At 56.4% G+C, this 19,002-nt stretch carries 36 protein-coding genes; 13 read left to right on the top strand and 23 right to left on the bottom strand.

What is annotated here, in order from left to right; translation table 11 throughout:
- The first annotated feature begins 62 nt into the window (after positions 1–62).
- Entirely contained in the window at positions 63–965 is a 903-nt protein-coding gene (locus HX823_RS00655; RefSeq protein WP_256349936.1) for a hypothetical protein, read from the top strand.
- Between the two features lie 77 nt (positions 966–1,042).
- Here HX823_RS00655 and yejK read toward each other — a convergent pair whose 3' ends face one another.
- Positions 1,043–2,050 (bottom strand): nucleoid-associated protein YejK, encoded by a 1,008-nt coding sequence (yejK, locus tag HX823_RS00650; RefSeq protein WP_177073895.1) that lies wholly within the window; start codon positions 2,048–2,050, stop codon positions 1,043–1,045.
- 117 nt (positions 2,051–2,167) lie between these two features.
- Here yejK and HX823_RS00645 point away from each other — a divergent pair, with 117 nt between their 5' ends.
- Positions 2,168–2,719, top strand: a complete 552-nt coding sequence (locus tag HX823_RS00645) for a hypothetical protein (RefSeq protein ID WP_177073894.1) — start codon at positions 2,168–2,170, stop codon at positions 2,717–2,719.
- Here the strand turns inward: HX823_RS00645 and HX823_RS00640 are convergent.
- The 10 genes from HX823_RS00640 to HX823_RS00595 form a co-directional block, all read right to left on the bottom strand.
- Positions 2,691–3,029 carry a hypothetical protein gene (locus HX823_RS00640; protein ID WP_177073893.1) on the bottom strand — a complete coding sequence of 113 codons (339 nt, stop codon included), beginning with the start codon at positions 3,027–3,029 and terminating at the stop codon, positions 2,691–2,693. The two genes, HX823_RS00645 and HX823_RS00640, sit on opposite strands and share 29 nt — an antisense overlap.
- A 250-nt stretch (positions 3,030–3,279) precedes the next feature.
- A complete protein-coding gene (locus tag HX823_RS00635; RefSeq protein ID WP_177073892.1) occupies positions 3,280–3,786 on the bottom strand; it encodes a single-stranded DNA-binding protein in 507 nt (168 codons plus the stop codon).
- Complete coding sequence (locus HX823_RS00630; RefSeq protein WP_177073891.1) at positions 3,787–4,644, bottom strand: ATP-binding protein; 858 nt, start codon at positions 4,642–4,644, stop codon at positions 3,787–3,789. It lies immediately after the preceding gene.
- 10 nt (positions 4,645–4,654) lie between these two features.
- Positions 4,655–4,801 carry a hypothetical protein gene (locus HX823_RS00625; RefSeq protein ID WP_177073890.1) on the bottom strand — a complete coding sequence of 49 codons (147 nt, stop codon included), beginning with the start codon at positions 4,799–4,801 and terminating at the stop codon, positions 4,655–4,657.
- A gap of 7 nt (positions 4,802–4,808) precedes the next feature.
- A complete protein-coding gene (locus HX823_RS00620) occupies positions 4,809–5,903 on the bottom strand; it encodes a hypothetical protein (protein ID WP_177073889.1) in 1,095 nt (364 codons plus the stop codon).
- A 42-nt stretch (positions 5,904–5,945) separates the two neighbouring features.
- Positions 5,946–6,443, bottom strand: coding sequence for a hypothetical protein (locus tag HX823_RS00615; RefSeq protein ID WP_177073888.1), 498 nt, complete (start codon positions 6,441–6,443; stop codon positions 5,946–5,948).
- A 157-nt stretch (positions 6,444–6,600) separates the two neighbouring features.
- The gene (locus tag HX823_RS00610; protein ID WP_177073887.1) at positions 6,601–6,753 is read right to left on the bottom strand and encodes a hypothetical protein; all 153 of its coding nucleotides are present in this window, start codon (positions 6,751–6,753) and stop codon (positions 6,601–6,603) included.
- Complete coding sequence (locus HX823_RS00605; protein WP_177073886.1) at positions 6,750–7,007, bottom strand: hypothetical protein; 258 nt, start codon at positions 7,005–7,007, stop codon at positions 6,750–6,752. The genes HX823_RS00610 and HX823_RS00605 overlap by 4 nt, the downstream gene beginning before the upstream one ends.
- A gap of 19 nt (positions 7,008–7,026) precedes the next feature.
- Positions 7,027–7,212, bottom strand: a complete 186-nt coding sequence (locus tag HX823_RS00600) for a hypothetical protein (protein WP_177073885.1) — start codon at positions 7,210–7,212, stop codon at positions 7,027–7,029.
- A gap of 21 nt (positions 7,213–7,233) precedes the next feature.
- Positions 7,234–7,470 carry a hypothetical protein gene (locus tag HX823_RS00595; RefSeq protein WP_177073884.1) on the bottom strand — a complete coding sequence of 79 codons (237 nt, stop codon included), beginning with the start codon at positions 7,468–7,470 and terminating at the stop codon, positions 7,234–7,236.
- Positions 7,471–7,679: 209 nt separating this feature from the next.
- Here HX823_RS00595 and HX823_RS00590 point away from each other — a divergent pair, with 209 nt between their 5' ends.
- Complete coding sequence (locus tag HX823_RS00590) at positions 7,680–7,964, top strand: hypothetical protein (RefSeq protein ID WP_177073883.1); 285 nt, start codon at positions 7,680–7,682, stop codon at positions 7,962–7,964.
- A 134-nt stretch (positions 7,965–8,098) separates the two neighbouring features.
- On the opposite strand, the gene HX823_RS00585 is transcribed toward HX823_RS00590, so the two are convergent.
- Together HX823_RS00585 and HX823_RS00580 are read right to left on the bottom strand one after the other, a co-directional pair.
- Positions 8,099–8,365 (bottom strand): hypothetical protein, encoded by a 267-nt coding sequence (locus HX823_RS00585; RefSeq protein ID WP_177073882.1) that lies wholly within the window; start codon positions 8,363–8,365, stop codon positions 8,099–8,101.
- Between the two features lie 64 nt (positions 8,366–8,429).
- Positions 8,430–8,621: a hypothetical protein gene (locus HX823_RS00580; RefSeq protein ID WP_177073881.1), complete on the bottom strand. Its 192-nt coding sequence runs from the start codon at positions 8,619–8,621 to the stop codon at positions 8,430–8,432.
- Positions 8,622–9,112: 491 nt separating this feature from the next.
- Here HX823_RS00580 and HX823_RS00575 point away from each other — a divergent pair, with 491 nt between their 5' ends.
- Positions 9,113–9,424: a DUF1654 domain-containing protein gene (locus HX823_RS00575; protein WP_177073880.1), complete on the top strand. Its 312-nt coding sequence runs from the start codon at positions 9,113–9,115 to the stop codon at positions 9,422–9,424.
- Positions 9,425–9,480: 56 nt separating this feature from the next.
- Here HX823_RS00575 and HX823_RS00570 read toward each other — a convergent pair whose 3' ends face one another.
- A complete protein-coding gene (locus HX823_RS00570; RefSeq protein WP_177073879.1) occupies positions 9,481–9,708 on the bottom strand; it encodes a helix-turn-helix transcriptional regulator in 228 nt (75 codons plus the stop codon).
- Between the two features lie 165 nt (positions 9,709–9,873).
- Here HX823_RS00570 and HX823_RS00565 point away from each other — a divergent pair, with 165 nt between their 5' ends.
- Positions 9,874–10,068, top strand: coding sequence for a hypothetical protein (locus HX823_RS00565; RefSeq protein ID WP_177073878.1), 195 nt, complete (start codon positions 9,874–9,876; stop codon positions 10,066–10,068).
- Between the two features lie 252 nt (positions 10,069–10,320).
- Here HX823_RS00565 and HX823_RS00560 read toward each other — a convergent pair whose 3' ends face one another.
- From HX823_RS00560 to HX823_RS00520, 9 genes are all read right to left on the bottom strand, one after another.
- Positions 10,321–10,647 (bottom strand): DUF2388 domain-containing protein, encoded by a 327-nt coding sequence (locus tag HX823_RS00560; protein WP_177073877.1) that lies wholly within the window; start codon positions 10,645–10,647, stop codon positions 10,321–10,323.
- Positions 10,648–10,796: 149 nt separating this feature from the next.
- Positions 10,797–11,141 carry a hypothetical protein gene (locus tag HX823_RS00555; RefSeq protein WP_177073876.1) on the bottom strand — a complete coding sequence of 115 codons (345 nt, stop codon included), beginning with the start codon at positions 11,139–11,141 and terminating at the stop codon, positions 10,797–10,799.
- 99 nt (positions 11,142–11,240) lie between these two features.
- Positions 11,241–12,005 (bottom strand): DUF1828 domain-containing protein, encoded by a 765-nt coding sequence (locus HX823_RS00550; RefSeq protein ID WP_177073875.1) that lies wholly within the window; start codon positions 12,003–12,005, stop codon positions 11,241–11,243.
- Entirely contained in the window at positions 12,002–12,526 is a 525-nt protein-coding gene (locus HX823_RS00545; RefSeq protein ID WP_177073874.1) for a hypothetical protein, read from the bottom strand. The genes HX823_RS00550 and HX823_RS00545 overlap by 4 nt, the downstream gene beginning before the upstream one ends.
- A 134-nt stretch (positions 12,527–12,660) precedes the next feature.
- Positions 12,661–12,879 (bottom strand): hypothetical protein, encoded by a 219-nt coding sequence (locus HX823_RS00540; RefSeq protein ID WP_177073873.1) that lies wholly within the window; start codon positions 12,877–12,879, stop codon positions 12,661–12,663.
- Positions 12,876–13,094, bottom strand: a complete 219-nt coding sequence (locus tag HX823_RS00535; RefSeq protein ID WP_177073872.1) for a hypothetical protein — start codon at positions 13,092–13,094, stop codon at positions 12,876–12,878. Before HX823_RS00535 ends, HX823_RS00540 begins: the two co-directional genes overlap by 4 nt.
- Before the next feature lie 52 nt (positions 13,095–13,146).
- Positions 13,147–13,386, bottom strand: coding sequence for a hypothetical protein (locus tag HX823_RS00530; protein WP_177073871.1), 240 nt, complete (start codon positions 13,384–13,386; stop codon positions 13,147–13,149).
- Between the two features lie 2 nt (positions 13,387–13,388).
- Entirely contained in the window at positions 13,389–13,577 is a 189-nt protein-coding gene (locus HX823_RS00525; protein ID WP_177073870.1) for a hypothetical protein, read from the bottom strand.
- A gap of 83 nt (positions 13,578–13,660) precedes the next feature.
- Positions 13,661–14,521, bottom strand: coding sequence for a S24 family peptidase (locus HX823_RS00520; protein WP_177073869.1), 861 nt, complete (start codon positions 14,519–14,521; stop codon positions 13,661–13,663).
- Positions 14,522–14,616: 95 nt separating this feature from the next.
- Between HX823_RS00520 and HX823_RS00515 the strand changes: the two genes are divergently transcribed.
- From HX823_RS00515 to HX823_RS00480, 8 genes are all read left to right on the top strand, one after another.
- Complete coding sequence (locus tag HX823_RS00515; RefSeq protein ID WP_064451097.1) at positions 14,617–14,871, top strand: Cro/CI family transcriptional regulator; 255 nt, start codon at positions 14,617–14,619, stop codon at positions 14,869–14,871.
- Between the two features lie 80 nt (positions 14,872–14,951).
- Positions 14,952–15,377: a phage regulatory CII family protein gene (locus tag HX823_RS00510; RefSeq protein ID WP_177073868.1), complete on the top strand. Its 426-nt coding sequence runs from the start codon at positions 14,952–14,954 to the stop codon at positions 15,375–15,377.
- Positions 15,378–15,447: 70 nt separating this feature from the next.
- The gene (locus HX823_RS00505; protein ID WP_177073867.1) at positions 15,448–16,314 is read left to right on the top strand and encodes a Bro-N domain-containing protein; all 867 of its coding nucleotides are present in this window, start codon (positions 15,448–15,450) and stop codon (positions 16,312–16,314) included.
- A complete protein-coding gene (locus tag HX823_RS00500) occupies positions 16,314–17,108 on the top strand; it encodes a Pyocin large subunit-like protein (protein WP_177073866.1) in 795 nt (264 codons plus the stop codon). The genes HX823_RS00505 and HX823_RS00500 overlap by 1 nt, the downstream gene beginning before the upstream one ends.
- Positions 17,105–17,833, top strand: a complete 729-nt coding sequence (locus HX823_RS00495) for a replication protein P (RefSeq protein WP_177073865.1) — start codon at positions 17,105–17,107, stop codon at positions 17,831–17,833. The genes HX823_RS00500 and HX823_RS00495 overlap by 4 nt, the downstream gene beginning before the upstream one ends.
- Complete coding sequence (locus HX823_RS00490; protein WP_177073864.1) at positions 17,830–18,102, top strand: hypothetical protein; 273 nt, start codon at positions 17,830–17,832, stop codon at positions 18,100–18,102. Before HX823_RS00495 ends, HX823_RS00490 begins: the two co-directional genes overlap by 4 nt.
- Positions 18,099–18,437 (top strand): hypothetical protein, encoded by a 339-nt coding sequence (locus tag HX823_RS00485; protein WP_177073863.1) that lies wholly within the window; start codon positions 18,099–18,101, stop codon positions 18,435–18,437. Before HX823_RS00490 ends, HX823_RS00485 begins: the two co-directional genes overlap by 4 nt.
- Positions 18,434–18,979, top strand: a complete 546-nt coding sequence (locus tag HX823_RS00480; RefSeq protein WP_177073862.1) for a hypothetical protein — start codon at positions 18,434–18,436, stop codon at positions 18,977–18,979. The genes HX823_RS00485 and HX823_RS00480 overlap by 4 nt, the downstream gene beginning before the upstream one ends.
- Positions 18,980–19,002 lie beyond the last annotated feature (23 nt).

Genomic DNA, 19,002 nt, shown 5'->3' with positions numbered 1-19,002 from the left:
TGGCGTGATTCGTTGATATGGGGTATTACGGATATCCGACATGGACCGGATAGGGGAAAAAAATGGCCGTGGATTTCAATAGCGCTGTGGATAGGGCAGCAGCAAGCTTTGCAAAAATGAGCGATCAAGAAATCGATTCATGGAATGACATGAATGATGAAGAGCACTTAGCGCAGCACCAAAAGTTCATTGAGGGCTATCAAGTAGAGCACTGTTATCTTTGCAGCAAGGACTTCAAAACTATAAGCAAGGAAGAGCCGTGCGTTCATTGGCTGCTAAGGCGCGGCAAATTTAAAAATAAAGACATTGTTTTAATTGCTAACAAATTTGGTTATCGCAATATTTGTTCTTATCTTCGATGGTGTGCTAACGCCGAGCGTATGGCGGCAAACATTAACGATCTAAAAGATGAGGCGCCTGACGGAAAGGTTTTAAGCTCAACTATCAAATGGAAAAATATTGAGTGGTCTTTCGACTGCTCCCCCAATGATTTGGCAGGGCATGGTGGTTCCCATTCAAATTTTCCACACTACCACTTTCAAATGCGAATAGATGGCAGGCAGTTTATTAACTTCAACGACTACCACTTGCCATTCAGTGATACTGATCTTTTTGCGATGAGGCTCTCTGAAAGGCCCGGAATAAACTATGGTTATGGGGCTCGCGGTCTGGGCATGCAGGACGCGATGAGTATCGACCCTAATGAAATTATTAATCATACTTCGCCGACAGACAGTGAAGGAGAGGCGGTTTTCAATATTCAAACTATGATCGCTTCCCCCAATAAGCCAATGAAGGGGGAAGATATTTATGCAGCCTTTGAAGAGAGTAAGCGCACAGGTCGAACTATGGCCTCGATATTTAGGGAGAAATTTGAAGGGGATGACGTTTACATAGAAACTATTGTCAGCCCCTCTGAGACGGTCCCTAAAATAACACCGAGAACTGAGCAGAAGCCCCGTTGAGAAATTGCGGGGAAATATGGCTTCGGCAGACCGTCAGCCCCTAGCTAAGGGGCAGCGGTACCTTGTCCCCGCCGCCTTCAGACAGCGGCGCGCTTGAGCTGATCGGTGAGTTGGGTTGGCAGGTTGTGCAGGGTCAGCGTGCCGCCGGCCTCGTCGAACTCGATCTTATCGCCCAGCAGGTGCGCTTCGAAGCTGATCGACATGCCCTCGGCTCGGCCAGTGAAGCGCCGGAATTTGTTGAGGGTCTTCTTGTCCGGCGGGAGGCTTTCGGAAATCCCGTAGTCCTTCGCCTTGATGAAGTCGTAGAAGTTCTTCGGTCGGTCTTCGTCGATCAGACCCGACAGTTCGTCAAGGGTGATCGGCTCGCCCAGCTTAGCCTGTGCCATTGAGTAGTTGACCAGCGTGTGTGTCTTCTCACGCGCCGACTCTTCTGGCAGATCCTCACTTTCGACAAAGTCGCTGAACGCCTTCAGTAGCGTGCGCGTTTCGCTAGGCGCGTCGATCCCTTCCTGACAGCCGATGAAATCGCGGAAATAGTCGTTGAGTTTGCGGCCCTGCTTACCCTTCAGGTACGAGATGTACTGCTTCGACTGGCGGTTGGTCTGCCATTCGCTGATGTTGATGCGCGCGGCCAGGCGGATGTGATCCAGGTCCAGGCGCTTAACTGTCATCAGGGCCAGTTCTTCGGTCATGGTCACCGCTTCGGTTTCCTGCACCAAGGCGATCACCAGGTAATCGGTCATGCCTTGCTGATAGTGGCAGAAGAGGGCGTGCCCACCCGTGGTGAGGTTCGACTCTTCCATCAGCTTGGTCAGGTGCTCGACGGCGGTGGTGCTGAAGGCCAGGAAGTCGGTTACGCCGGCCAGGTACTTGCCGAGCCAGCCGCTGAATGGGTAAGCGCCTGACTCTTGATGGAAGAACCCCCAGCCCTTACCGGCAGTTGCGTTGTAGCTTTCGTTGAGCTGGCTCATCAGGTCGTCTCGGGCCTGGCTTTCCACCTGCTCGGAGGCGCCGAGGAACAGAACGGCCGGGCTGCCGTCGGGCTTCTTGTCGATCTTGTGGATGACGCTATGGCGTACAGGCATTTCGTTTGCTCCGGATAAGCGCCGCCCTCCGGTTACCGGATGCAGCGAGTAGGGTGGGAATTGTGGAAATTTGGGGTGGAATGGGTTTTGATGCTGTCATCAAAAAAGGAGCGTCAAATGGCAGTAGTTCCCGTGTGGGTATCTTTGATTACCGCAGTTCTGGGCGGAGGCATCGTTTCTGGAAGCATCACCTTCATGCTTGAGTCAAAACGCACAGAAAGAAACCTGCTCAGGTCGAAATTGGAAGAGCTACATACAGCCTTCGACAGAACCTCACGGAACTTGACGACGATCCATGAGCTGTTGAGCCAGTACGCGAAAGGCCAATCCGACCTTCAAAGCTTTCTCGATCAATCAATCACCTATGTTGATAAGCTTTCGGAGCCCACGGCGGAGCGGGTTTCATCTCTGTGTGCCATTTACTTTCCAGAGTTGGTAATCTGCTATAGATCGTTCGTTAGGGCGCGGGAGCGCTTTACTGAATTGATGACTGAGCAAAACAGGTTGGCTCTTCGACCTGAGGGCTTTGATTTGGCGGTAGCAGAATCTTATGCGTTCCTCAAAGAGATGGACGCAGCGATGCGTAAAGCGATTTACCGATCTGCGGCGAACATAAATCAGGCGTGGACATCTCGCCTCATTAAGAAAATTCGCTTTTTGGGTAAATGAACTCATCTCCAGGATCTTTTTGAAGATCTCGCATGCTCTGATCATGAAAGTCCCGCGCCACGATTTCGCTAATCACGATTTCGTGGCGCGGATACCGCAAGAACTCGATCAGATCGCCGTCGGCCATCAAGTCCATCTTCATGATGGCGATCTGCAGGACTTCGCTGATAATAGGGACCTGGCCGCGCAGCCGGATGCGTTCCATTGCCTGCTCGATACCCGGCCTGACCTTGTGGCGCAATTCCTTCTCGGCGACCGCCAGCCGCTTCTGCGCAGCCTTGGCCGACCGTTCCTGTACTGATTTGGCCATGGCCTACCTCTTATATTCCGCTGGCCGGCAGTGCGAGCCAGGTTGGCCGGCGTCTCGCGCTGACCTGTTTGTGGATTCGCCTCATGGGTGGCACACCTCCATCAGGTGAGTGCGCGCACCGGTATATGGCTTGGCCTGCAAGAACTGCCTGGGTAGTGAGTAAACTGCCCAGGGTTGCTTGCTGCATGCGGCCATCATCGCGGCGTATTTGATGACGCTGAGTGCGTCAGTCGATTCGCGGGCGTGCATGTCAGGCGCCGTTGAGATGGTGGTGAGGTGCGAACGGGATGTCGTCGTCGAAATCGTCCGGCGGGGCGCCTTGCTGACTCTGTTGCGGCGCTGCCTGCTGCGGCCGAGGCTGCTGGCGCGCTGCACTTGCCTGCGGGTGAGGGCGCTGCTGAGTTGAATCTGCGGGCTTCCCGCCGAGTAGCTGCATCGTGCCTTGCATGTCCACGACGATCTCGGTGGTGTAGCGCTTGATGCCGTCTTTCTCCCATTCGCGGGTCTGCAGCTTGCCCTCAATGTAGACCTGGGAGCCTTTGCGCAGGTATTCACCCGCGATTTCTGCGACCTTGCCGAATAGCGAGACTCGGTGCCATTCGGTCTTTTCAACCTTCTGGCCTGACTGCTTATCGGTCCATTGCTCGCTGGTGGCCAGGCTCAGGTTGGTTACCGCATTGCCATTTGGCAAATAGCGGACTTCTGGATCTTGGCCACAAGTGCCGACCAGGATGACTTTGTTTACGCCGCGTGCCATTTATGCCGCCTCCGTCAATTCAGCTTTTCGTTTGTCCTTGGCGGCATTGAGGCGAGCCAGGGGTTCAGGCATTTGTTCGGCAATGCGATACGCTGCCGAGTAAATGCTCTGCAGCTCCTGCATGGTTTCGGCGACGGGGATCTTTGAGATGGCCTCGTTTACAGCTTCGGCACCATGCTCATCCTGTTTCTTGCCGTCATTGAGCCAGGCGATCAGCCTGCGCCCGGTGTCTGCGCTGATGACCTCGGGCTGGTCGAAGATGCGCGTGCGGTCCTTGGTCGCGATTGCGACGTTCCCGTCATGCACAAGGTCCAGCACCACTGTGAACTCGTAGTCAGATCCTTCGCGCTGTTCTGACTTCATACCGAGCTTGATGATTTTCTTGCCTTCGCCCTGGACCGTCTCGGTCTTGCTGCGCATGGTGCAAATGATGTGCAGTGGGCTGGTGAGGATTCGGTCTACAAGCTTTCGGTGTCGCGGCGTCGTTTCGTTCCAGGCCGACCAGGTGTTGCCCTTGTACTTCTGCTTGGCGATTGCGTCGTTGATTTCCAGGCACCCGCCGGCGCCGATCCACTCATGCGAGTAGCTGTCGATTATGAGTACTGAATACCCCCCGGCCTCGGCCGATGAGATGGCATCGATATAGCGCTCGGGCGAGTAGGGCGCGCCCAGGCTCATCACATCAAAATCTGCGTATTCGGCATAAAGCGATGCGCTTTCATGCTCGGTATCGATTACCGCGATTTTTCCGCCGAGCCCGGTTGCGAGCAGAAGGGCGGAAAGGGTTTTCCCTGATCCAGAAGGGCCAGCAAGAGCGAGCCGTAGCCTCGCCTGCTTGCGTTCGGCTTTCTTGAACATTTGAGCTTCCTCAGCTTGGTTGGTTGTCCCACTGCCGCTGGATGCGGCGGGCTTCGTCTTCATACTCTTTGCGCTGCTCACCAGTGAATCGCTCCGGCGCGAAAGCGCCTACCTTCATCCAGTCAAGCTGGGCGGCAAGGCGTGGGTTCGTAATCATGAGAACCTCAAAAGTTGATCGTGATGTTCGGGACTTCGCCGCGGTAGATCTTCATGACCAGTGCTTTGGCCAGTTCCTCGGTCACGTTCATCGACATGATCGCCACCTTGGCCTCGCCCATGATTTTCGATTTGTGCGCGGTGTCTGCTGCCCGGGCTTCCTGCTGGCGAACGATCTCGGCTGCCGCAGCGTCGGCACGCTTCTGCTCTGCAATGCGAGCTTCCTCGACTGCTTTTTCCTGGCGCTCGGCCGCTTCTTTGCGCTCACGCTCGGCACGCTGATCAGATTCGATCTTCTCGCGCTTTGCCTGTTCGGCCTTTCGCTCCGACTCGGCTGCGGCCAACCGTAGGTCGTTCTCGCGCTTATCTGCTGCGACCTTCTCGTCAGCGACGCGCTTTGCCTCCGCGTCTCGCTCGCGCTGCGCTTTCTGCTCTGTTTCGATACGAGCCTTATCAGCGGCTTCCTGGGCGATACGTGTTTCGCGGTTTTTCTGCTCTTGTGCCTCTTTCTCAGCACGCAGCTTGATCAGCTCGGCCTGTTCCGCCTCAAACTTCTCCTGGTCTTGCATGGCCTGGCGCAGGATGACCAGTGATGCAGCTTTGGCCCGGTGCGCGTCAGCCTCGAACTCTTCCAGTTCCTGGTTGATCTCGCAGCTATCAAGGTCTTGGATCTTGGCGCCGATCAAGGCCGCGCTCATGCCGGCGGTGTCAGTGTTCTCGATGTGCTTGATGACTGCTTGATGCTGCGCCACCCGGGCATCCTCTGCGGCCTGCCATTCGTTGAGTGGCCGGCGGACCTCTTCTTGAAGCGCCTCCAGGGATTCACGCATCCGCTTGCGCTCGGCGTCGATCAGCTTCGGCGCTTCCTTTAGTTCGGCGACCAGCTTCTTACCGGCGTCATCGAGTGCCGTACGCGACTTAGCGACCTTGAAGGCTATCGATGCGATGGCTGCCCGACCTTTAGCGGTGCTGGTGTCAGGAACGAATGCCCGAACTTCGTCGCGAATTTTTTGCAGCCATGGCTCAAGGCCCTTTTCAGCGGAGAAGACTGCAAGAGCTGTCTCCTTAGGCGGCACGGCAGCAAGTTCAGTTTTTGTAAACATGACGATCCCTCGCCGCACACCAGTGCAGCCTTTGGTTTCAAATTAACAAGCGACGCTTCGATGGCTCAGGCCCATAAGCTGGGCTGCCTGGGCCATGGTCTGCGGTTGGATCACGCCGAGGTTGCTGGCTACTCGCTTGAGCACCACCAGGTCATCCAGCGTCCGCGCTTTGTCGATGTAGCCGGCCAGCGTGACCAGCTTCGACTGGCTGGCCGTCAATGCCATGCCGAGGTGCACAATGCTGAGTTGACGAATGTCGCGGCCCACTGCGGTGCTGACCGACTCGAAAACCTGCTCCAGCTTCTTCTTGGCGTAGTTCGCCTCGACCTGAGCGCGCTTGCGGTCATCGATGGCGGCGGCGAGTCGGGCTTCCAGGTCAAGCACCAACTCAGCCGACCCGCCAAGGCTGTCGATGCGTTCGCGTTCTGCCTGGCGGTGGGCAGCATCAAGCTCTTCGCGCTCGATCTTGGCAGTGGGCGCGGCGTGGGCAATCGTCCGCAGATCGGCAGCCGATAGAAGTGATTCACTTTCTTGAGACATAGAGCCTCCATCACAGCCACATGATGGCCGCGTTACTGGGCGTTGTTTGGGGGATGTCAGGCCAGAAGGCTGAGGACGAGCATTACCAAGATGGTGATCGTGAGTACCGGGAATGAGCCACGCCAAATTGCTAGGCGACGAGCACGCCGATAGGTACTCATGACACCCTCGCAATCAGCATGCCGCGCTGTGTTTGCTCGAGTCGGATTGGCTTTGGCAGATCGTTGACCAGAAGAAATCCCTGAGCGATCAGAGCATTGGCGATTGCTGGACGGTTGGTGGCGATGACCGCCGTAGGCGAGTTCTTCATGATGCTCTCCGAAGTTGCGTATCGCGGCGGCTGGTGTCGGCATCCTTGGCTTTGCGGTTGAGCCGAATGGACTGTATGCGGCTTATCATCAGGTCGAACTCTTGGCGGCGGATATCCCCGTTGCTCAACGCGTAGAGCGCCATTCCTTCGGCTCGCGCCATGTCCGTTTCTGCGTGATGGTTGCATGCTGGAGCCCAGTTTTTGGCAGACTCAAGCTCAATATCAAACATGTCTTTTGCTCCCTTATCGAACATGGCGATCTCCAGGGTGGCGTTATCGGTGGGCCCGATTAATTTCGGAGGCGCGCTGGCTGTCGCTCAACTGCGCCCAGCGGTCATGCTGGTGGTTGTGGTCGTCCAGCGCCGCCTGATTACTGGTGCAGCAGGCCTCGCAGTAGCCTTCGTGCAGTGCCTTTGTTTGGAAGCCACATTGCGGGCAGTCGAACTGTTTATCGCTCATGGCGACCTCCAGTGTTTGGGGTTAGGCGGAACGGGCGGCGAGCATGGCGTCGGCCAGTTCATAGGCTGCTTCGGCGGCATACTGCACGTCGCGGGTGCTCATCCCGGGGAATGCCGGGGCGAGCGCTCTGGCGGCGAAGTAGTCGCGCAGGCTCATCCCAGACAGATCACGCTTCGTTTCGGCGACTGTCTTCGGCTCAAAAACCATGTGGTCGTAATCCGCGACCGGGAAGGCTGGGCCTCCGTCTTGAATGCTCATGACTCTCTCCATTCGTTGGTTCACCTGTATTCGTCAACACTCATGCCTCCCGCTGGTTGCCGATGGGCGCGGGGGAGGAGTGCTGACGGGTAGAGGCGCGGAAGGGGAATGCCTGTTTTGGAAGGGGCAGGCTCCCTGTTTCCTCACTTTCCAAATTCGAGGGAAACTCATAAGCTTCCACTTCCACGATCGAGATAAGGAATATCGTTATGGCGTTGTATTTGGTGCGTGTTGAACTGTTTAACGCGAATGGAGATGACTACAACGAACTGCACGATCAGTTGGAAGCGCGGGGCCTATACAGGAAAATTCGCGCTGATGGTGGAGGTGTATACGACATGCCATCGGGAACCTATTTCGGTGAAAGTGAGCTCAGCACCATTAGCCTTCAAGAGTGGGTGAGTGGCGTTGCTGATCCGCACTCTCATCCTAAAGCTGCATCTGTTTTCGTTGCTCAAGTAGGGGATTGGCAGTCCTTTCTACATAGGAGCTGAGATAAGCTGTTGCAGGATTTCTTCCTGTGGATGGGAAATCTTTCGGCGCTAACTTCATTCAGTGCAGTTCTGAGCGGAGTCGCGGGGAGTGTGACAACTCGTCGACATGATGCCGTGTCGCTGGGTTTTTAATCTTATTCGGCAGCTTCGATCATCTTTGCTATGTCGGCGGCGGCCGGCTTCTTCCAATTCGTGATCTGGCCTGTCTCCAGGTCGATATTCAGGATCAGGTAGTCGCCGTAATGCTGACCGGGGAAGAAGTCCGGCACGTAGCCTTCATAGCTGCCGACTTCCTCGCCCTGGGCGTCTTTCAGGCCAGCGGCAAACCCGTCGCGGACCTTGATGCAGAGGTGTAGGTCAGTCACGTCGACCTGCACCGTTTTCTGCTGATTGATTTGCATGCTGCTGTGCCCTCGGTGATTTTCCCAATGCACCCGTCGTCAGGTGCATCAGTGAAAAGTCCCGTCATGCTTGCAGCGCATTCAGCTTCTGGCGGCAGTCGCGAACCTCCACCATGCAGCGAGCGGCTTCCGCCTTATCCCCGCCGCGCAGCGCTTGCTTGGCCCAATGCGTCCAGTCATCAATGAATCCCTGCAGGTCGGCGACCATTGCCGTGTTGGTGCTGACGAACTGACCTTTTTCGTTACGAATAGCCATGGTGAATTCCTTTTGGTTGTCATCCCAAGCAGCCCTCGCGAGAAGGCTGCTCAGTGATGCTTTCCGCCGTGACCCGCTACTGGCGTCGGTCACCGGCTTGAATCAAATGTCACTCCAGCCGCGGGCCTTTCGGCTTGTTCTCCCGCTGGATAACTGTTCTTGGCGCTTTACGCTGCACGCCCGGGTCAGTTGCCAACCCTCTGAACCGTTTAGGCCGGTTCATCGCTGCCTTTGAATCTGGGCCGGTGGTGATCCGGCAAGGGGTAAAACCAAAGAGCGGTGGGCGGAGGCCCTTCGCAGTGGCTGTGTGTCGCTGCGATGGATGAACAACAAGCTAATGCCTAATCATCTGTAAATAGGTAATGCCTAATTATTTTAAGAAAGTGCTCCCGGTCCTTTATTCCAATTTTGGAGATGACATTCGCGAAGGCGCTGATATAAGCTTTGCCTAAGCTGTATGGATATACAGCATTAACCTGGGAGGGGATGTCATGGCGAAGAAGCAGGCGGCACCGGCAGCACGACAGGAAATGAGCGGTATGGCTCGCCTGGGATTGCGCGTCTCATCGATGATCAATCACCCCGTGGCGCAGGCGCAGCGCTGGGTGACGATTCATCGCCTGGACACGGATGGGGATCGGGAGTGGGAAGAGGTTCTGAGCGTGATCGCTGATACCGACGAGCTCGAGCTGACGCTCAATGACGATGGCAGTGTGACGGCTAGGTGGGAGCAGCAGGAGGTTGAGGTAGCGGGGAGGGGAGAGGTTGAGTTGGACCTGGAAGAAGAGGCGTCGCCTTTCTGACATTCATGAAAAAGCCCGCGCACGGCGGGCTCTGGATTCAGGTCGGAGAGGGTGGCCTAGGCTTTATGCGTTGCAGTACAGGGTGTTCGCTTGCCGGTCACAACATAAAGCACGTCCACGCCAGCCTTGGCGATGTTTGCCAGGTAGATCGCATTCGGTACTCGAGCCCCTCGCTCGTAAATGCTCTGGGCGTTCACCTTAACTCCGCCAATGATCGCAAGCTCTTCCTGAGTGAGGCCGAGGCGCTTACGCTCTTCACGTAGACGCTGGGTAATCTCTTTCATTGGGCCCCTCCCGTAATTGAGCCCGCACTTTACCATTCGTGGCGTACAGCCACCATTGGGCGGTAATAAGGGATCATTCCGAACGCCTCGCCTCATGACTTGATCCATACTCCTCGATCTCACCATTAGGGGCCCTAAATGAGAGAGGCGCAGCGAAGATTGGCCATGACAGCCTGGCGCGACCTATTTGCAGTGGCTGACAATAAAATGGACGCAGAGGATAAGTACTTTGGGTTGTTGAGACGGGCTGACGCAATGGAGCTTGCCGAACTCATTACGAGCGACGAATGGGTTCTGCTTGTAAAGGAGGCGGGAACATTGCTTGCCAGCACCGCCGAGTGCATGGGCGGGAAAGGGTAGGGGAAGATGCAAGTAGCCCGGCTCTGGGCCGGGCTTTTGATTAGGAGCAGGTCCCGCCCTTATGGTGCGATCCTGTTCCACCTGTTGGGTGAGTGCCTTTTGGGCACGCCGAGGCGGAAAAGGAAGCAATCGAAAGCAGAGCCACCAGGCCAATTACAGCAAATTTCTTCATAAAGCCTCCATGCACTGCGGAATGCAGTATCAGGGCATCGGCGTGCCGAGATATTGCTTGAGTGAAGAAATCCGGTGAATTCAGAAGGACGATGCAATCGCCTGGGCCAGTTGCATGTCGCTCATCAAAGGCGAGCTGTAGGTCGCTCTGTAGTACCTGGAAGCCTGCTCAAACTCAGCGCCGCGAATCTCGCCATCTGAACCAACGAAAGCCAGGGCGTCGGTCTTGGCTGACTTGAAAATCTCAGGCGGCTCGGTCGTGAGAGACGTGGTAGCCCCAATTAAAAGGGTCGGCGCGCAAATTGTGAGAAATATCGCGGCGGCAATAGGGTTGGCCCCATCACCTGATACAGCCTGAGTACTGACTGACAACAGTAGGGCGGCCGCCATGGTCTTCCATGAGTCCATTCTTCGTTGCTTCCATTGCGTCCAGGGAGCGCCACAATAGCAGAGCAGGGCGCTTGCCAGAAACAAGAAGCCCGGCGCTGGGCCGGGCTCGATGATGGCTGCTTATGCTGCTACCGCCAGGGTAATAGCTCTCACAAGCACCAGGATCTTCACATGGCGGCCTTCAGAAGGACTTTGCATTCGGCGTCGTATTTTTCACGCAGCTTGGCAGTGCTAGCTGGCGTCATCCGCCCTGGTGTCTCTTTGTGCAATTCCACCATTTTTTGCGCAACTTCTTCCTGAGCCTCCGGGGTATAGCCAGCATGCACCAATAGTAGATAGGAGGCTCTTGAGGACTGACTGCGGCTTATATCTGGCTGGTCACCAGCTACTGAAAGCACTTCGTAGTAGGCCGCGCAGTGGAGATCTCTCTCTTTTGGGGTTTCTGCTTGGGCGGCGAAGGAAATGCAGGTGAAGATGGCGCAGAAGGCCAGTGGCATCGAGGATAGGCGCATGAAAACGAGTCCGTTCGAGAGGGTCGCAGATTTTATCAGCTCAGGGCATAGATACAAGAAGCCCGGCGCTGGGCCGGGCTTCTGCATCTAAAAACCTGATCAGGCGGCCTGTAGCGCTGCGTAGAGCTTCTCGCTATTTCCCTCGAAGACCACAATCGATGCGGTTTCGGCTAAAGCAACCATGGCTTGCTGAGTGGACTCATCTTCGCCACGCTCCAGGATAACGGTGCGCTTGGTATTGTCGCCAGAATTTTTCAGATCGCCCATCTTGCCGACGGCTCCATAGATACTTGCCCAGTTTGGTTTTCCAGCAGATCCGGCGGAGATAGTTTGGATGACCATCTGATTTGCGGTTCCTGGGTTTAGCACAAAAGGAAAGGAAAGCTGATGTCCGCTAGCCCCTGCCAAAATAAAATCTCGTCGTAAGCGGTCTTTATAAATGCGCGACAAGATGGATCCGACCTTCCGCTGGAATTTGGGCGTTTGAATTACGAGCAAATCGCTGCAGGCGTCACCGATTTTGGAGGCGGCCTCAATGAATCTAGCTATCTGAAAACCTGCCTCGCCCTCAGGGCAGACAGTGTGAAGCTCGCCATTATCAGATAAGGACATTCCACTCAGCTTGGCGATATCTCCGAATTTCTTGGAGCGCCTCTGGTCTGGGGCTATCCCATGAGTCATAGCAGTGAACAAAATGTCGGAATTATCACTTATCCGAACTAGTCCGCGCCCAATATCCTGAACGAACGCGCCTATAGCCATGCCGTCGAAGGAAAGCTTAAGAGGGGATTGAATGTAGGCCAGTCCATCGTTGATATGACGGCAACGAAAGCCAAGCTGCCTGCTGATGTCTGCACAGTTCATAGTAAGTCCATTTGCCCGCTTTCTGATTGCGGCTGTCGCGGCGGCAACGTAAAAGGTGGCGCCCCTGAAATATTGGCACGCTCTAGGAAGATACGCCATAACGCCTGAATGTCGGTCCGATCGATGGGCTCTGCGTATCCTGAAGATCCTTCAGGGACTGGCACGTGCACATGAGGATGGTCCGCATTTTTTCCATAATGCGGCATGCCCTTTCCGACAGTGTTGACGTGTTCGCTTGGACCATTTTCGTCAAGGGCCAGCAACCTGGCGCCACCAGCAACAAAGGTCATTGATACCTTATCCGGCACTCCGTCGAAGTCACTGTACTTATGGAAAATATCTAGGAAGTAGCCCTCTTGGACGACATCTTTAATCGATATAGGGATGCGACACTTGTGGGACGCTGGAAACCCTTTCCCGCCCTGGGACTTCCAGATAATGGTCTTGGCTCCAGCCCAGGATTTTGGGACGGAAATTGCCGCCATGGCATCTGTGTACGGAATCTTGCCGGCTTGCGCCATTCCCTGCTCCTATAATTCACGAGCCTCAAATGAGCGCGCTTCCTTTTTTTGGTTCAGTTGAAACCACTATGTCACCCGGCGGAGCGCACGAAGCCTACCTGGGCGTCGATCGCACAGTCCTTCCCGCCTGCACCTCATCCATGCACACCATAGAAGTGATTCAGCGCTACCAGCTCAACCACAGCCACGATGGCGCAGAGCACAACGAAGCCAGGGCTGAAGACTCGCTTGCGATTAGATGAACCATCACCCAGCCAGAACGCGCCGGTGCAGGCGATAAAAACGGCCATGAACGCCACCCAGGCCCAGACCCAGTACTTGCTCCAGAAGCTCTGCTCTCGCCATGCAGTCATTTGCGATCTTCCGTGTCCCGCTTGGTGCGCCAGTCTTCGCCCGTTTCGTGCTGACCGGGTGGCGATGCCTGCTGCTCGAGGAGTAGCCGTTCGGATTCCTCGTATTCCCGCTCCGTCATTGGCATATTGCCTTGGGGGAGGAGAGTGGGCGGTTGCTTATGGCTACTACACCCTGCAAGCGAGACCAGGGCAAAAAACGTAATTATGGTTTTCATTACCTATCCTTGGTGTCGAAATGGGCGCTCCCTCGCATCTGTTTCCGCCTGTCTACTCAGACTTAGCCCGCACAATCCTTCCCACCTTCACCTCGTCCGCATACCCGGCCAGTTTGTCCTCGGCCTCCTGAAACGAGAAGGCGATCTTCATCAGATCGTTGGCGCCTTGCTCATCGCCAGCGGCCAGCATTCGCTTCGCCACGCCGAACAAATCAACGCCGGCCCACTTGAGGGTTGCCGCAGCCTCTTTCAGGTCGCGGCGCAGTTGCTGGTTGGGTTTGGTCAGTGCCACATCTATTTCTCCAGCGCTTCTCTTAGGTGGGCAATAGCGCGTCTCAGCTGTTCCGCTTGCTCGAAAGTCGATACTGCCAAGGCTTCCAAGCCGCCCTCTCTAAATTTATCGGCCTGATCACAGAGGGTCTGCGCCACTTGCTCGAGCTGTTTAACATACAGATCGATTTGATAATCAGCGGAATGGCCCATTACAACCCTCCTTGAAACCCAGCATTTAGCTCCATATCAAAAAGTCGCGCTGCTTCCGATTGGGTTTGGTAAGGGCTGCGGTGTTACACCGGCTGCCCGTTCCACACGTAAAGTACCCGAGCCAGGATATGGGTGTCGTCCACACGGATGTCCTCGGGATCGTGGTGCTTGTTGTCCGAAATCATCTTGAAGCGATCCTTGCCTTTCTTCTGCAAGCGCTTCACGTACAGCATGTCGTCGTGGGAGAAGAGGTATATGCCATCCCCGGTGAACTCACGAACCGTGATGTCCACGAGCAGCGGGTCGCGATCTTTAATCGTCGGCGCCATCGACTGCCCCCACCCAGTGATCATCTTGAGATGGAAGTGCTCTTTGAAGGTGACGCCCAGGTCACGCAGGTGCTTAGGGCTGACCCTTATGTCCTGGAGCATTTCCGGGTATTCGTGCGGGATCTGACCGCCGCCCATCGCTGCTCGTACGTCGTAGTGCGCAATCCACACCTCGTCACCGACCTGGCCTGGGCGGGAGAAGTCGACGTGGATGACGTTTCCTGAATCGCTTTGTTCTGCGGCGGCCAGCAACCTGGCGCGAGCATCATCTGAAAGGCTTTTTCCTTTCGTCGCCAACATCTGTCGAACCATGTCAGCGGCAGACGACGTCAACGAGCGCCCATCATTGCTGCCTTGAATGGCAGATTCTTCGCTAGTTTCTTCGAGGTTTTCGTAGGAGAAGCCTGGGCGTAAGCCCCAGTGCTCAGGCCCAACGACATCAGAGAAGTAGGCGATCACGTCCATCAGCTTTGATTTGTCGATCCTGCCATTTTTCACCCAGCCCTGTATCGACGGAGGCTTCACGGAGAAGTCGTCTGCGAGGTTCTTTTTCGATACGCCCTTGGCGATCCGCGCGGCCTCGATGGCGGCGCCTAATTCTGGTCCGGTAAGCATTGCCTAATTAAGCCTATTGCGCTGACGGTTAGGCAATGACTTGCCCGTGATAAGGTAATGCCTTATATTCGACACAAATCTCCAGGAGAGAACTCATGAAATCAGCAGAAGCGGCCAAAGAAGCATCTCGCTTGCTGGGTAGTCAGGTGGAAATGGCGCGCCTGCTGCAGGTCACTGCACCCACAGTTAATCAGTGGTGCTCCGGCGAGCGCCCAGTACCAGCAAAGCGCGCAGTTCAAATCGAAGCGTTGACCGGTGGCGTCGTAAACCGCACCGACCTTTGCCCATCGTTTCCGTGGGGGCAGATCGCTCCGGCATCTGTTGAGGCTTCGCAGCAGTCCGCCGCCTGACATCCCTGTCCGCCGTTCCATTGAGTAAATGATCGCCTCTGCACCTGCAGGGCGCCACGTAAAGAATTTCGAGGTGTTACATGCAGGAATTGATGAAGGCGATCTATGACGTGGTTGACGACCACGGGGCAGGGCGGATTGCAGAGGGCGCCAGCTTCTCTTCGAAGACGCTGCTTTCTCAGAAGGCGAACCCGGACTACGACAGCCACAAGCTGAACGTCCAGGAGCTGCACCGGATTATGAAGTTCACCCTGGACTTCCGCCCGCTGAAAGCGTGGGCCGAGGCGTTTGGCTTCGACCTGGTGCCGAAGGAAAAGCCCGAGGGCATCAACCTTAACTCCGCGCTGCTGCGCTTGCACGCTGACCTGGCTGACGTTACGCGCCTTGCCTTCGACGCCCAGGCCGATGGCCGCGTATGCACCCGCGAGAAGTCGGAACTGCTCAAGGAGGCTGAAGAAGTGATCGTCAGCCTGGAAGTGTTCAAGCAGTCGGTGAAGGCAGCCTGAATTTCAGACACAAAAAAGCCGGGGCGCAATCCCGGCTTTTTCAACAGCAACACAACATGTGGAGCGAATCATGCACCAAGCCAACCAAACGATCAATAGTCCAAACCTTCCCGCGCCACGTTTTTCGCAATCGGAAAACGTGGCGCGGATTAAACCAGTGACACCTTTCGACTTCCACGGCTTTCCCGTCCGCGTAATTGACGACGGTCACGGGGAGCCATGGTTCATCGCCAAGGACATCGCCGAAGCCCTGGGGTACTCCAACACGTCGAAGGCGATCAATGTCCACTGCAAAGCGGTCAGTACCTGCCATACCGAAATGGGAGGTCAGGTCCGCGCAGTGCAAATCATCCCTGAACGCGATCTCTACCGGCTGGTGATGAAGTCCAAGCTTCCGGCTGCTGAGCAGTTCGAAGAGTGGGTGGTTGGCCAGGTCCTGCCGACCATTCGAAAGACCGGCTCTTACACCGGCCAGGAGACGAACAACTCCAAGGTCATCGGCGAACTCGCCATTCTGGAATGCTTCGATCGCCTGCTGAAGCCGGCGCCCTCCAGCAAAATGATGATGCTTGCGCAGATCGCCGCCAACAACGGCCTGGATGCCAAATTCCTCCCAGGCTATGCCGTTGACGCCGCCCCTGATGCCACTGGCGGCTCTTCGATGCCTACCAAGGCAATCACCGCCCTGATCAAAGATCACGCCATCGCCAGCACCGCCCGCGCTTTCAACCTTGCACTCAAGACTCACGGCTTCCTGACGCTGCTCCAGCGCAAAAACTCCAAGCAGGAAATGGTCGATTTCTGGTCCGTGACCGAGAAAGGCCTGGCCTACGGCAAGAACCTCACCAGCCCTCAATGCCCCCGCGAGACGCAGCCTCACTGGTACGTGGATCGCTTCCTTGAATTGGCCGGCCTTGTCGGCAAAGGAGCCAAGTAATGGCCGGAGATTGGATAAAAATGCGAATCGACCTTCAAACTCATCCGAAAGTTTTCCGCATGGTGTCCGCATTGAAGGCGGACAGGTTGCGGATCATCGGCGGACTGCACATCGCTTGGAGCATCTTCGACACCCATTGTGATGATGGTGTGCTGGTTGGCTACACCGTCGACGCGATGGATGCGGTGGTGGGGTGGCCAGGCTTTACCCAGGCCATGATTGACGTGGAATGGGCGGGCATTCAAGACGATGGAAGCCTCGTAATGCCTCGCTTTGAAGAGCATAACGGGGCCAGCGCCAAGCGCCGCGCCAACGATAATGAGCGCAAGCGCAACGATAGAAAGGCGAAGAATGTCCGCAATGTGTCCGCTAGTGATGCGGACAGTTTGCGGACCAGAGAAGAGAAGAGAAGAGAAGATAAAGAACAAAAGCCTTATGGCGATGATGAGGTCGATCACGCTGAGTTGTTCGCGCAGTTCTGGGGCCTGTATCCACGCAAGGTGGGAAAGGAGGCTGCACGCAAGGCGTGGGACAAGATCAAGCTGACCAACGAGCTTTTCGATTCTTTGGTTCAGGCCCTGGGCGCGCAGTGCCTCACGACAGACTGGCTCAAGGACGACGGCCGGTTCATCCCGCACCCATCGACGTGGATCAACGGCAAACGCTGGGAAGACGAAGTGCCTGATCCGTCGCCGGCCGGTAGCAACGTCCACCAGTTCACGCCGCGCCCTCAGTCCGGCGAGCCAGACTTTAACAGCAACGCGTGGGCCGATGGCCTTGTGGCTCGCCCATGAAGCCAGTCAACCAACTGATGGCGACCATGGACAACCTGCCCGCTGAAAGCCATGTCCAGCCGCTCGACATCACGCCGCAGACGGTCGAGGTGGTTAACGACTTGTTCCGCCGGCTGCGTGGGATCTTCCCTGCATGGCGCCAGGCTTGGCCGTCCACCGAAGCGCTCGATGCTGCCAAGGCCGAATGGATCAAGGAGTTCGCCGACGCGGGCATCCGCACCCTGGAGCAGATTGAGTTCGGTATCCAGAAGTGTCGCAAGCTCAAGAAGCCTTTCGCGCCGAGCGTCGGTGAGTTCATCGCCATGTGCGCGCCAGGCCCTGAAGACTTCGGCATGCCGGCTGTTGGTGACGCCTGGATCGAGGCGCTGATGACCACGTACAGCCACGAAGCGGTGAAGCTGGCCGCTGAGGCTACCGGGTTGTTTGACCTTCGCGGGGCCAAGCAGGAAGACAAGGGGCTTCGGGCCAGGTTCGACCGCAACTACGAAATCATCCTTCGCCGCGCCCAGGCCGGGCATCCGCTCGACGGCCGGATCGCAACCGGCATCGGCCACGACAGCCAGAAGACCGAGTTCGACCTCGCCAACGAACTGGCCGACCAGCAGACCCAAGCGCGAATCCTTCAGCAGGGTATCCCGGCCGACGGCAAATCAGCGCGTGCGCTGCTGCTGGCAAAAATGAATATCAAGCGCGAGCCGGTGTGCGGCGCGGAGAAACGGACATGACCGTAACCAGCATTCGATACAGCACCGCCCAGACAAAACCAAAACCGCAGGCCGGTGATGAGCGCTTCCTGAAAGGTCGTGGCGTCCAGCAAATCCGCCAGCAGCAGTACAGCAAGATGTACCGGGCCTACATGGTCAGCAACGGCCGCCCGGTGTGGGAGTGGGTCGACAAGGGCAGCGCTGAAGATCGCACGTCAGAAGCCTGGAGTGAGGCGCGCAAGTCGGAGCGCATGCCATTGATCGCAGAAGCAGCGGAGCAACGGACATGAGCAACCACACCAAAGAGCAATGGCTCGTAGACCGCCAGGACTATTGCGTCTGCGTCATGCGAGATGGAGAGCCGCTTGAGATCGCCACCATCGGTGCCATTGACCACAACGGCATCAAGTTCGTGATCGGCGACGAAAGCTGGGCGAATGCTTACCTCATGCGCACCGCTCCAGAACTGCTGAAGACCCTCGAAGCCATGATGGCCAAGGCCTACAAGCAGAACTGGAACGATAAGTACCCTGAGTTGCTGGAACAGGCCGAGAAGGTCATTGCGCTGGCGAAGGCTGGATCTGCGCCGGGTGATGGCGGTGAGTCACTGGAGGCTGACCTATGACCATCGACAAAGCGAAGTTGAAGGCGCTGGCAAATGCTGCGACTCCGGGGCGCGTTCATGATCGGCTCGACAGCTGCGGAGGTGGACTGAAATACGAGTGTTTTGGTGATGATGGCTCGTTGGTTCTCAAGGTCGACCACAAGAACGATGAGTGGGGTTTCGTCGGTGATAACGGCGCTGCCGACGAGGAATTCTTCCTTGCTTGCACGCCTGCCGTAGTCCTGGCCCTGATCGCCGATAACGAGAGGCTGTCGACCGCATGCACAAGGGCTGAGCAGGTTATCAACGCCGAGAGCAAAGCCGCAGCAATCGCAACTGGGCGGGCAAACCTTCTGCAAGCCGAGCGTGACCAGCTCAAGGCCGAGAACGAGGCGCTGCGCAAGGAGCGCGATGCCCGCCCCCCATTCAAGCCATTTCATGATCCCGCAATCGGCTTCACCGGCTGCGTGATTTGCGGCAAGTACACGAATCACTTCGGCCTGCCATGCCCGAAGACGCGAGCAACTGCTGACGCCGCTATGGGCAAAGGGGAGCAGTCATGAGCGATGTGATAGGGATCGCCTTT

It is taken from the genome of Pseudomonas sp. P7759 (genome assembly GCF_013386445.1).
GTDB classification, from domain to species: Bacteria; Pseudomonadota; Gammaproteobacteria; order Pseudomonadales; family Pseudomonadaceae; genus Aquipseudomonas; species Aquipseudomonas azotoformans_A.
This window is presented reverse-complemented; position numbering and strand designations above follow the sequence as displayed.

Coding starts and splice junctions, on each gene's coding strand:
- HX823_RS00505 (WP_177073867.1), top strand. CDS start 15,448: ATGCACCAAGCCAACCAAACGATCAATAGTCCAAACCTTCCCGCGCCA.
- HX823_RS00560 (WP_177073877.1), bottom strand. CDS start 10,647: ATGGACTCATGGAAGACCATGGCGGCCGCCCTACTGTTGTCAGTCAGT.
- HX823_RS00590 (WP_177073883.1), top strand. CDS start 7,680: ATGGCGTTGTATTTGGTGCGTGTTGAACTGTTTAACGCGAATGGAGAT.
- HX823_RS00510 (WP_177073868.1), top strand. CDS start 14,952: ATGCAGGAATTGATGAAGGCGATCTATGACGTGGTTGACGACCACGGG.
- HX823_RS00600 (WP_177073885.1), bottom strand. CDS start 7,212: ATGAGCGATAAACAGTTCGACTGCCCGCAATGTGGCTTCCAAACAAAG.
- HX823_RS00490 (WP_177073864.1), top strand. CDS start 17,830: ATGACCGTAACCAGCATTCGATACAGCACCGCCCAGACAAAACCAAAA.
- HX823_RS00640 (WP_177073893.1), bottom strand. CDS start 3,029: ATGGCCAAATCAGTACAGGAACGGTCGGCCAAGGCTGCGCAGAAGCGG.
- HX823_RS00655 (WP_256349936.1), top strand. CDS start 63: ATGGCCGTGGATTTCAATAGCGCTGTGGATAGGGCAGCAGCAAGCTTT.
- HX823_RS00515 (WP_064451097.1), top strand. CDS start 14,617: ATGAAATCAGCAGAAGCGGCCAAAGAAGCATCTCGCTTGCTGGGTAGT.
- HX823_RS00625 (WP_177073890.1), bottom strand. CDS start 4,801: ATGATTACGAACCCACGCCTTGCCGCCCAGCTTGACTGGATGAAGGTA.
- HX823_RS00615 (WP_177073888.1), bottom strand. CDS start 6,443: ATGTCTCAAGAAAGTGAATCACTTCTATCGGCTGCCGATCTGCGGACG.
- HX823_RS00580 (WP_177073881.1), bottom strand. CDS start 8,621: ATGGCTATTCGTAACGAAAAAGGTCAGTTCGTCAGCACCAACACGGCA.
- HX823_RS00550 (WP_177073875.1), bottom strand. CDS start 12,005: ATGAACTGTGCAGACATCAGCAGGCAGCTTGGCTTTCGTTGCCGTCAT.
- HX823_RS00605 (WP_177073886.1), bottom strand. CDS start 7,007: ATGTTCGATAAGGGAGCAAAAGACATGTTTGATATTGAGCTTGAGTCT.
- HX823_RS00540 (WP_177073873.1), bottom strand. CDS start 12,879: ATGACTGCATGGCGAGAGCAGAGCTTCTGGAGCAAGTACTGGGTCTGG.
- HX823_RS00585 (WP_177073882.1), bottom strand. CDS start 8,365: ATGCAAATCAATCAGCAGAAAACGGTGCAGGTCGACGTGACTGACCTA.
- HX823_RS00595 (WP_177073884.1), bottom strand. CDS start 7,470: ATGAGCATTCAAGACGGAGGCCCAGCCTTCCCGGTCGCGGATTACGAC.
- HX823_RS00525 (WP_177073870.1), bottom strand. CDS start 13,577: ATGGGCCATTCCGCTGATTATCAAATCGATCTGTATGTTAAACAGCTC.
- HX823_RS00555 (WP_177073876.1), bottom strand. CDS start 11,141: ATGCGCCTATCCTCGATGCCACTGGCCTTCTGCGCCATCTTCACCTGC.
- HX823_RS00630 (WP_177073891.1), bottom strand. CDS start 4,644: ATGTTCAAGAAAGCCGAACGCAAGCAGGCGAGGCTACGGCTCGCTCTT.
- HX823_RS00495 (WP_177073865.1), top strand. CDS start 17,105: ATGAAGCCAGTCAACCAACTGATGGCGACCATGGACAACCTGCCCGCT.
- HX823_RS00485 (WP_177073863.1), top strand. CDS start 18,099: ATGAGCAACCACACCAAAGAGCAATGGCTCGTAGACCGCCAGGACTAT.
- HX823_RS00535 (WP_177073872.1), bottom strand. CDS start 13,094: ATGAAAACCATAATTACGTTTTTTGCCCTGGTCTCGCTTGCAGGGTGT.
- HX823_RS00480 (WP_177073862.1), top strand. CDS start 18,434: ATGACCATCGACAAAGCGAAGTTGAAGGCGCTGGCAAATGCTGCGACT.
- HX823_RS00645 (WP_177073894.1), top strand. CDS start 2,168: ATGGCAGTAGTTCCCGTGTGGGTATCTTTGATTACCGCAGTTCTGGGC.
- yejK (WP_177073895.1), bottom strand. CDS start 2,050: ATGCCTGTACGCCATAGCGTCATCCACAAGATCGACAAGAAGCCCGAC.
- HX823_RS00575 (WP_177073880.1), top strand. CDS start 9,113: ATGGCGAAGAAGCAGGCGGCACCGGCAGCACGACAGGAAATGAGCGGT.
- HX823_RS00520 (WP_177073869.1), bottom strand. CDS start 14,521: ATGCTTACCGGACCAGAATTAGGCGCCGCCATCGAGGCCGCGCGGATC.
- HX823_RS00500 (WP_177073866.1), top strand. CDS start 16,314: ATGGCCGGAGATTGGATAAAAATGCGAATCGACCTTCAAACTCATCCG.
- HX823_RS00545 (WP_177073874.1), bottom strand. CDS start 12,526: ATGGCGCAAGCCGGCAAGATTCCGTACACAGATGCCATGGCGGCAATT.
- HX823_RS00570 (WP_177073879.1), bottom strand. CDS start 9,708: ATGAAAGAGATTACCCAGCGTCTACGTGAAGAGCGTAAGCGCCTCGGC.
- HX823_RS00635 (WP_177073892.1), bottom strand. CDS start 3,786: ATGGCACGCGGCGTAAACAAAGTCATCCTGGTCGGCACTTGTGGCCAA.
- HX823_RS00610 (WP_177073887.1), bottom strand. CDS start 6,753: ATGAAGAACTCGCCTACGGCGGTCATCGCCACCAACCGTCCAGCAATC.
- HX823_RS00620 (WP_177073889.1), bottom strand. CDS start 5,903: ATGTTTACAAAAACTGAACTTGCTGCCGTGCCGCCTAAGGAGACAGCT.
- HX823_RS00565 (WP_177073878.1), top strand. CDS start 9,874: ATGACAGCCTGGCGCGACCTATTTGCAGTGGCTGACAATAAAATGGAC.